This window comes from Armatimonadota bacterium (assembly GCA_018268395.1).
Lineage (GTDB): Bacteria > Armatimonadota > Fimbriimonadia > Fimbriimonadales > Fimbriimonadaceae > JAEURO01.
In genome coordinates this window covers 1-8762 of the sequence record JAFDWQ010000015.1, presented here as the reverse complement: position 1 = coordinate 8762, position 8762 = coordinate 1, and the positions used below count along the sequence as shown (strand labels likewise).

The window sequence follows — 8762 nt, the reverse complement described above, 5'->3', positions numbered from 1 at the left end:
GTCTCCGGTCGGGCTTCGGAGGTCTCCGGTCGGGCTTCGGAGGTCTCCGGTCGGGCTTCGGAAGTCTCCGGTCGGACGTCGGAGCCCTTGGAAGCGAGTCCGTCGCTTACGGCCGCACCGTGCGTCGCCGCGATGAGGTCGAACGTGCGGGTGAGGACGGTCAGGTTGGAAAGCCCGAGGAAGTCCATCTTGAGGAGCCCGATCTTCTCGAGGATCCCCATTTCATAGGCGGTGACGGGCAGCCCGTCGGCCGAGCGGTAGAGCGGGACGGCTTCGGTGAGCGGGTCTTTCGAGATGACGACGCCGGCCGCGTGGACGCCTGCGTGGCGGGCGATGCCTTCGACCGTGCGCGCGGTCTCGACGAGGCGCTTCACCATCGGGTCCGAGTTGACCGCGGCCCGGAAGTCGTTGACCTCTTCGAGGGCCTTATCGATGCTCCACCCGGGGCCGGTCGGGATGAGTTTGGTGACGCGGTCGGTGTCCTGCGGCGAGTAACCCATGACGCGGCCCGCGTCCTTGATCGCGGCCTTGGCGCCGAGCGTCCCGAACGTGACGATCTGGGCGACGCGGTCCTTGCCGTAGCGCTCGGAGACCCACTGGATGACTTCGTCGCGACGGGCGTCCTCGAAGTCCATGTCGATATCGGGCATCGAGACGCGCTCCGGGTTCAGGAAGCGCTCGAACGTGAGGTCGTATTCGACGGGGTTGACGTCGGTGATGCCGAGGGTGTAGCTGACGAGCGAACCCGCCGCCGAGCCGCGCACGCCGAATTGGATGCCGCTCTGACGGGTGAACTGGGCGAACTCCTTGACGAGCAGGAAATACGCCTCGAAGCCGGTCTTACCGATGACGTCGAGCTCGAACTCGAGGCGCTTCCACGTCGCTTCGTCCGCGTGGGGGAGGCGGTCTTCGAGTCCCTTGCGGGCGAGCACTTCCAGGTAGGTCTTGTCCGTGTGCCCGGCGGGCATCTCGGGCTCAGGCATCATGTTGCGGGTCTTGTCGAGCTGGACGTCGCACATCGACGCGATCATGAGCGTGTTCTCGACCGCGTCTTGGTGGTCCAGCCAAAGGCCTTGCATCTCCTGCGGGGTCTTGATGTACTCGTGGCCGGTGAACTTGATGCGGTTGTCGTCGGCTTTGAGCTTGCCGAGCCCGATGCAGAGGAGGACGTCGTGGGGCTCGGCGTCGGACTGGCAGAGGAAGTGGGCGTCGTTCGTCGCGGCGAGCGGCAAGTCCAGCTCCTTCGCGATGCGGAGCAGGCCCTCGTTCATCTGCTTCTGTTCGGGCAGGCCGTGGTCTTGCAACTCGACGAAGTAGCAACCTTCGTCGAAGATCTCTTTGTACATGCCCGCGCGGTGTTGGGCTTCGTCGTAGCGGCCCTGGAGCAGGAGCTGGTTGACTTCGGAACCGATGCAGGTGGTCGACCCGATCAGGCCCTTGCTGTACTTTTTGAGGAGTTCGTGGTCGATGCGCGGGCGGTAGTAGAAGCCTTCGAGCGCGGCGACGGTGTGGAGGCGGCACAGGTTGCGGTAGCCCTCTTCGTTGCGGGCGAGGAGGAGCAGGTGGTAGCTGTCCTTGTCCTCGCGCGAGCCGCGGCTGGCGATGCCGCTCGGGGCGACGTAGGCCTCCATCCCGAGGATCGGCTTGACGCCCTGCTTCTTGCACTCGAAGTAGAACTCCATGCAGCCGAACATGACGCCGTGGTCGCTGATCGCGACGGCGGGCATGCCGAGCTCCTTGACCCGCTTGACCACGTCCGGGATCCGGTTCGCGCCGTCGAGGAGCGAGTACTCGGTGTGGTTGTGCAGGTGGACGAAGGACATGGAGGACCGGCCCTCATTCTGACGGATGAAACCGCCTGTTCGGAGCAGGGTCCGGGGGGCTCTTTTCCCCTTTAAGACCGGATGACTTACGGCGGGGACGACGGGGCCGGAGGGCTACTCCAACCGTTTGAGAAAGAACCCCTTCGTGCGCGAACCCTGCTTGACGTAGATCCCGCAGACGTCGCCCCGGGAGTTGATGCCATAGGCGACAGCAAGCTTCCAGCCTTGCGGGACGCCGTCGGTCACGGTGTTAAGGTCGATCGTGCCCAGGCTTGGGTCGTAAAGCTTCGCAATGTCGGTCCCGCCTGTTCCGACGACCTGGCCGGCGTCGTTCGCGTCGAAGACTTCGAGCGGGCCAAGTGTCTCGAACCCTCCGCCCGGCCTTAGCCGGAAGGCTTGGCCGCCGAGAGGCCCGTACAGAAAGCCGTAAATGGTGCCGTCACCCGTCACGACCCGCGCGGTGCTTTCCCAAAAACCGTCCGGGGCCCCGAGGTTCTCGAGACCCTTTTCACGGGTCCACCGGAAAGCCCTCGAATGTCCGGGGTAAGGGTCGACAAGGCCCGAGCCGACGACGACACCTGTCTCGTTGACGCTGAGGGCCTCGCAACCGTACTTCGGATCGAAGACGCCAAGGGCCTCGACGCCTTTGCCGGGCGTGAACAGGAACGGCTGCGAGGCCCGGTTGTTCCCGTCCATCCGCCCGACGACCTGCCCGAGGTCGTTGATGCCGTTGCCTAGGCCGACAGGATAGTCGGATGGCAGGGGAATGATCCGGAAACCCTTCTCTTTCGACCAGACGAACGGCACGTTGGAACCGTCGTTCTCCCAGTAGACGAGACCCGTGGCCTCGCCAAGGTTGTTGACATCGTTAGGGTAGGTGTTCTGGTACGAACGGCGGATGGGGCCCATGCGCATCTGCCCGGTCTCGACCGTGAACCAGAAGGGCGCTTTCTGGAAGGCGGCGGGCCCGACGACCATGCCGCTGTCGTTGAGGGCGTACGCGGCGGTGTCGGAATCACTGTTGTTGAACCGGATCGTCCCGCAGTCGTAGAACTGGTAGCGAAGCGCATAAGAAGCGGGTGACGTCGCCAGGGCAAGGAGCAAGTGCGGGACTCGGCTCATGGGTTAAGTGTACGACAGGGTGCCGACCTGGCGACCCGAAACGTTCTATTGCCTGTTTCTGCGATGATTCCTGCCGACCGAGCCACAAGTGTGGCCTGAAAAGCCCGGCACCGGTACACTTTTTGACGTGACGAGCGACGACGACGACGTCGGAGAGGTCAGGGAGGCGAAGCACCCCTACGGCGAGCAGGACGCCTGGGGGAACAGCGTCGACAGCTTGCGCGCCAACCTCAAGCTGACGCCCACGGAGCGTTTGAGAAAGGCGGAGCGGGCCGCGCGCGCGGCGCTACGACTGAGAAATGCCGCAAAACGAATCCGCTGACTTTTATAAGATCGTGGACCTTCTGGCGTCGGCCGGTGCGGACTTCGTCATCATCGGGGGCCTCGCTCTCCAGATCGTCGGCGGCGACTATGTCACGGTCGATGTCGACTTCGCCTTCGCCAGACGGCGTGAGAACGCGCGAAAGATCGTCGACGCCCTTGCGCCTTATCGTCCGAGGCCGTATCAATGGCCCGAGGGCCTGCCCTTCGTCTGGGACGAGCAGACCGTGATGAACATGACGACGCTCACCCTGGACACGGACCTCGGAAGGATCGACTTCTTGGCCGAGCCCGATGGCGCACCGCCCTACGAGGTGCTCAAGGAGCGGGCAGGTTCCGTGGAAGTCGAAGGCCTCCAAGTGCCCGTGGCCTCCATCGACGATCTGATCGCGATGAAGCGGGCGGCCGGGCGCCCGAAAGACCTCGCCCACATCGCTGAACTCGAGACGATCAAACGGCTGCTCGCCGAGTCAGACAGCGCGACCGACTGAAGACGAATTGCTGATCGGGCGCGGACTGTACTTGGAGCGCGGACTTTATTTGGAGCGCGGACTTTACTTGGAGCGCGGACTTTAGTCCGCTGGAACCCGGGCTTCAGCCCGGCCACAGTCCACCGCAACGGAGCCGAAAGGGCCGTCCAGGATGATTCTAAGCCGGCACGAAGGGGTCGGCGGCAATGTCGCGAAGGTTCGCACCCGCCAAGAAGCACTTCTTCTGTGCCGCCTTGACGAGCATCGGATGGCCGCAAAGGTAGACCTTGTAGCCCGTCAGATCGGGATGCTCGCGGAGGGCATGATCGAGCGGAGAGCCGGTGAGGTCGTCGCCCGTCACGTCCTCGTCCGCGCACGGAGTGGTGCGGAAACCGGGGTATTTGGCCGCGAGGTCGCTGAGTTCGTCGCGGAAATACAGGCTTGCCGACGTCCGCCCACCGTGGAAAAGGTGGACCGGACCGTTGTGCCCCCGATGGAGCGCGTCGGTCGCGATCCCGTAGAGCGGGGCGAGGCCGGTTCCGGAGCCGATGAGCAAAATCGGCTCGTTGCCGTGCACCAAACGGTAGGAGCATTTCCCGAACGGCCCTTCCAGCTCCACGACGTCCCCAGGCTGCGAATCCGCAAGCGCCTGGCTCATTTCGCCCCCTTCGATCAGCCGCACGTGGAAGTGCGCCTCGGTCGGAGGGTTCCATGCCGGGGTCGCGAGGCTGTACGGCCTCACCGTGCCCGACGGGTGGACCATGCGGACGAACCGGCCAGGGGCCGCCGACCAGCCCGGAACGTCGAAGCGGAGGAAGAGGACCTCGTCGGCCACGCGTCGACACTCTTGCAACGTCGCTTGGAACCGGGGAAAGACCTCGCGGCCCAGACGCTCGACGTCGCAGACGTCACCGGCGCCGGCCTGGCACGACAAGAAGGCACCCCGCTCGATCAAAGTCTCGTCAAGGCCGTTTTGAGCCGACGAAGGCACGGCACCGCTCGAACGGAGGAGGCAGCTTTGGCAGGCCCCTGCCTTGCAGCCATGACCCACGTCCGCGCCGTGCCGCAAAAGTGCGCCGAGGACGGATTCCCCGTCCTCGGCTTCGACTTCCCGTCCTTCGAACAGGAAGTTCGGCAACCTATGACCGGCCCAGGACGTCTTCGCGGGTCGTTTCGGCCGTCGCCGCGACTTCGGCGATGAGCTCGTCGGAGACGCCCAGTTCTTTCAAAGTCGCGCCGAGGTCTTCGACGACGGCGTCGAAGTGGCTGTCGTTAAGTCCCTTCTCGACGAGGTGCGCGTGGCCCGTCTTCATGTCCAGCGCGGTGTAGTTGTTCGGCCCGCCGAACGCCATCGTCAAGAACGACTTCTGCTTGGCCGCCTGCTTGTCCATGTCGACGCCTTCGAAGAAGGACGAGATCCGGTCGTCGGCGAGGACGCGGCGGTAGAACTTGTCGACGGCGGCATCGACGGCAGCGGCGCCGCCCAGTTTTTCATAGAGTGTGGACATCGTTACCCTTGTCAGTGACCGGCGCGGCCATGAACGGCCGCGCACGGAAACATGTTTCCCGCACGTGGCCGGCCCTCTCGGGTGACCGGGACGGAATCAGGGCTGACGTCCTGTCGTCTTTCTGGACGACGCGGGCCCGGTTTGAACCTAGTCCACGGTCTTCAGGTCAGCCCCGACGGGCGGCTTCGATCGCGGCGACATCGAGCTTCTGCATCTCCATCATGGCTTCGAAGACCCGTTTGGCGACGGCCGGATCCGGGTCGCCGAGGGCCTCGGTCAAAGCGACCGGCGTGATCTGCCACGAGACGCCCCACTTGTCCTTGCACCAGCCGCACATGCTCTCTTGTCCGCCGTTGCCGACGATCGCGTTCCAAAGGCGGTCGGTCTCTTCTTGGTCCTCCGTCGCGACTTGGAACGAGAACGCCTCGTCCTGGGTGAACGCGGGGCCACCGTTGAGGCCCATGCACGGGATCCCCATCACGGTGAAGTGCACGACGAGGACGTCGCCTTCTTTGCCCGAAGGGAAGTCGCTCGGCGCGCGGTGGACGTCGCCGACCGAGGAGTCCGGAAACGTCGCTGCATAAAAATGCGCCGCTTCTTCCGCGCCCCCGTCGTACCAGAGGCAGACCGTGTTCTTCGCGATCTTCATGCTCCGAGACATACCCGAAAACGTCAAGTTGGGCTCGGCACCGCACGGGACGGTCGGCCGTCCTTCGGATTCGCGGCTACACTGAAGTCGAAGGATTCAGATGAACAAAGCAACGGTGGTGATCGCCGCGCTCCTTTGCGCGGTCGCGGTCCAGGCCCAAAACCCCTGGCCGATGGAGAGGCAAGACCGATGGGGAACGGCGCGGGCCGTCGTCGGACCGGACGTCGGCAAGGTCACGACGCCCTGGATCTATAAGACGTACAACAACCTGGGCTTGGTGTCCAACCCGCCGTCCTTGACCCAAGACGGGCTCGGCTATCTGACGAGCTGGCTCGACAACAAAGTCCTGCAGTTCGGTCAGCCGAACGGTGGAATGACGGGCACGATGATCGTCAACAACTGGGGGCAGGCGACACCGGCGGTCGGCGTCCAGGGCGAGGTCTATACCGCGACCGTCCAAAGCGGCAGGCTCTACCGGATCAATCCGGGCGACCTGAGCTTCGATTGGACGTTCGTCACCAACAACTCGAAGGTCAGCGACTACGACTCGTGTTCGCCGACGATCGGACCGGACGGGAACGTCGTCATGGGCGGGACGGGCGGCTTCGTCTGGAAGATCGACCGCAACACGGGTAAGGCCGTCTGGCAGGTCCAAGGGATCGGCGGCGTCGTCCGGACGATCGTCTTCACCCGCGACGACAGCAAGGTCGTCGTCAGCAACGGCAACTCGATCACCGCGTTCGACTATCAGACCGGCGCCCAAAAATGGACGAAAGCGCTCGGAAGCACGGCCGGGGCACCGGGCGTCGCTCCGAACGGGACGATCGTCGTCGGAAACGGGACCGGGAACGTGTACGGTCTGAACCCGACGAACGGGAACCAGGTCTGGACGTTCAACACGGGCGGAGCCGTGGCGGGCGGGCCTGCCTTCAGCCAGGACGGGAACTTTGCCTATGTCGCCAGCTACGACCGGAAGCTCTATGCGGCCCAAGTCACGAACGGCGCCCGGCCTTGGATCGCGACGACGTCCGACGAGCTGCGGTGCGGCCCGATCGTCGACAAGTTCGGTCGGATCTACGTGACGACGCGCGGAGCCGCCGTCTATTGCGTCAACCCTGACGGTTCGTTGCGGTGGAACGTCCAACTCGACCAAGAGATCCGCGGGCCGATGTCCCTCGATCAGGACAACACGCTGTACGTCCCGAACATGCAGTTCCGGATCGTCCGGCAACAGGCGATGGACTTCGACGTGTTGGGCCTGGTCGTCGGACCGGGCACCCTGGCCTCGGGTTCGAAGGATAAGTTGGCCGCCAGCGACGACGATGACGTGGAGCTGCACGGACTGCCCGTCACCACGCCTGGGTACCCCGTCATGCGGTGCACGTTCGTCACGAGCTCACCGTACAAGAAGGCGACCAAGTTCGCCGTCGCCTTAGAGACGCGGGCGAGCACGGACACGTTGACCCAGACGGTGGAGCTCTTCAACAACGTTTCGGGCACATGGCAGTTGTTCGACTCCCGCCCGGCGCCGACTTCGGACACGGTGCTCCGGGTCGAGGTCCCCGCGATCGCGACGGACTTTCAGGACAACGCCGGCGGCATCAGGGCCAGGCTGTCCTACTGGCAGAACGGCCGCTCCTCGGCGACCGGGATGAAAGCCTGGATCGACGCTGCGAAGTTCGTCGACGTCGTTCCGGAGTTCAAATACAACTAGACCGGTCACGGGGCCGCTTCCGTGCGGCGCTGGCGTCCTTGCTGCGACTTTGCGACATGACGAGAGTGACCCCGTGTGGCCGGCGGGTGGCGGGATTCAGGGTGACCGCCTCCCGGGTGGCCGGGGTGAACGGGATGGACCGTGCCCGTTGCACCCCGGTTCCGAAGGAACGTCTACTGGCGAGGTCCTGCGGACAAGGACAGAAACGCTCGCTCGGCCCACGAGCCATGCCGAGGGCAGAAAGGAGCGCTTTGTCCTTGCCACCCGCCGGAACGAGCGCCTTGTCCTTACGGCCCGATGTGGCGTCGCCCATGAGCCTTGAAAGCCGGTCGGGCGTCGTATACTGCTCGGTATGTATTGCTTTTCGAGAGGAACCATTGCGGCAGTGGCGATGCTGGCGCTGGCGGCCCCGTCGCACGCCTACGTTTTGATCGATGACTTCACTCAGGGAACCTTCGATAAGACCTACTTCGACGACTTCACGAACGACTTCCACGAGAGGCTCGGTCTGGATCAGGACCATGTTGCTTTCGGAGAGAGGCAAGTGCGTTTCGAACTCGGCGGGAACCTGGACCACCACCCGCTGAGACTGAAGATCGGTGACGGTGCGGCGAAGGTGACGACCGACACCCACGACGTCTCCACCAGGTGGAGCATGAGATGGGGTAACAGCGACCTTCTCACGATGGACTTTTCGGGTGAAAAGGAGATCTGGATGGATCTCTACACTAAGGATCCTCCTAATAGGCTCGCCGACACTTGGAGTTTGTATGTCCGGGACAGCCACGGCGTCGCCGACAGCAATCCAGGCTGGCTTTTCAGACAAGGCGGGATCCGCTTCCGCAAGCAGGATTTCAGTCCGTTGATCGACTGGTCTCAGACCGAGTTCATCGCTTTTGAGCAACGGTATTCCACCAATGCAGGCGATCACCCCTTTGAATATGCGGTCACGAAGATTTACGCGGTCCCCGAACCGGGTGGCGTACTATGGCTCGCTGCGGCGGGCATGTTCGCCCGCCGCAACCGAAGGCGTCAGCAAACAAGCCAACGCCCGTTCGACCCGTCCTTATAGAACACGAACGTCCGACGGGTGGCCCGGTCTGGCAACGCGGCATGGCGGGAATTTCGAGCGCGACCGACCCGTTGCAGACCGGG

The 8762-nt window shown here is 64.0% G+C and carries 9 protein-coding genes; 4 read left to right on the top strand and 5 right to left on the bottom strand.

Annotated features, from left to right (window positions below; all coding sequences use genetic code 11):
• The coding region (gene dnaE, locus JST30_17335; protein MBS1716094.1) for a DNA polymerase III subunit alpha at positions 1–1823 on the bottom strand (1823 nt) is incomplete at its 3' end.
• Between the two features lie 114 nt (positions 1824–1937).
• Positions 1938–2945, bottom strand: coding sequence for a hypothetical protein (locus JST30_17330; GenBank protein MBS1716093.1), 1008 nt, complete (start codon positions 2943–2945; stop codon positions 1938–1940).
• A gap of 127 nt (positions 2946–3072) precedes the next feature.
• Between JST30_17330 and JST30_17325 the strand changes: the two genes are divergently transcribed.
• Positions 3073–3267: a hypothetical protein gene (locus JST30_17325; protein MBS1716092.1), complete on the top strand. Its 195-nt coding sequence runs from the start codon at positions 3073–3075 to the stop codon at positions 3265–3267.
• The gene (locus JST30_17320) at positions 3245–3757 is read left to right on the top strand and encodes a nucleotidyltransferase (GenBank protein MBS1716091.1); all 513 of its coding nucleotides are present in this window, start codon (positions 3245–3247) and stop codon (positions 3755–3757) included. Before JST30_17325 ends, JST30_17320 begins: the two co-directional genes overlap by 23 nt.
• A gap of 157 nt (positions 3758–3914) precedes the next feature.
• On the opposite strand, the gene JST30_17315 is transcribed toward JST30_17320, so the two are convergent.
• The 3 genes from JST30_17315 to JST30_17305 form a co-directional block, all read right to left on the bottom strand.
• Entirely contained in the window at positions 3915–4874 is a 960-nt protein-coding gene (locus tag JST30_17315) for a 2Fe-2S iron-sulfur cluster binding domain-containing protein (GenBank protein MBS1716090.1), read from the bottom strand.
• Position 4875: 1 nt separating this feature from the next.
• Complete coding sequence (locus JST30_17310) at positions 4876–5244, bottom strand: group 1 truncated hemoglobin (GenBank protein MBS1716089.1); 369 nt, start codon at positions 5242–5244, stop codon at positions 4876–4878.
• Positions 5245–5410: 166 nt separating this feature from the next.
• A complete protein-coding gene (locus JST30_17305) occupies positions 5411–5893 on the bottom strand; it encodes a VOC family protein (protein MBS1716088.1) in 483 nt (160 codons plus the stop codon).
• Between the two features lie 100 nt (positions 5894–5993).
• Between JST30_17305 and JST30_17300 the strand changes: the two genes are divergently transcribed.
• Positions 5994–7607 (top strand): PQQ-binding-like beta-propeller repeat protein, encoded by a 1614-nt coding sequence (locus JST30_17300; GenBank protein ID MBS1716087.1) that lies wholly within the window; start codon positions 5994–5996, stop codon positions 7605–7607.
• A 352-nt stretch (positions 7608–7959) separates the two neighbouring features.
• A complete protein-coding gene (locus tag JST30_17295; protein MBS1716086.1) occupies positions 7960–8679 on the top strand; it encodes a hypothetical protein in 720 nt (239 codons plus the stop codon).
• Positions 8680–8762: the final 83 nt, after the last annotated feature.